The sequence below is a fragment of the Vibrio sp. 1249-1 genome, from assembly GCF_033340495.1.
In genome coordinates, this window is sequence record NZ_JAWOWJ010000781.1 from 1 (window position 1) to 611 (window position 611).

Consider the following 611-nt stretch of genomic DNA (forward strand, 5'->3'; position numbering starts at 1 on the left):
AGTATGTTCGGCAACTGCGTTTATGATTCTTATCACAGGGGCGTACAACGTACACGGTGCGGTTGAAGGTGCATTCCTTGTGCAAAACCTACCCGCTGACATTGGTGCGAATGGTCCAGTATTCACGCAAATGGCGATTGAAAGTGCTCTGCCTGGAGTTGGTAAACCGTTCATCGCTGTTGCACTGTTCTTCTTCGCATTCACCACTATCTTGGCTTACTACTACATCGCAGAAACAAACATTGCCTACATTCGCCGTACCTTTAAAGTGAACGGTCTGATGTTTATCTTAAAACTGGTACTTATCTCAGCTGTGTTTTACGGTACAGTAAAAACCGCAAACCTAGCATGGGCGATGGGTGATGTTGGCGTAGGTTTGATGGCTTGGCTGAACATCGTGGGTATCTTGATCATCTTCTTTATGTCGAAGCCTGCTCTGAAAGCGCTGACCGACTACGAAGAACAACAGAAGCAAGGTGTCACAGAGTTTACGTTCAACCCAGTTGCGCTAGGTATCAAAGGTGCAGATTACTGGGAAGAGAAATACAAACGTAAAACGGGTCAAGCACCAACGACTGAAACTACCGCAACAGACACGGTAGAACAGCCTT

General features: G+C 46.5%; 1 protein-coding gene. It reads left to right on the forward strand.

The window, feature by feature from the left end:
- Positions 1-611: alanine:cation symporter family protein (locus R7Z50_RS28885; protein ID WP_318149932.1), on the forward strand; the 611-nt coding region annotated here is incomplete at both ends.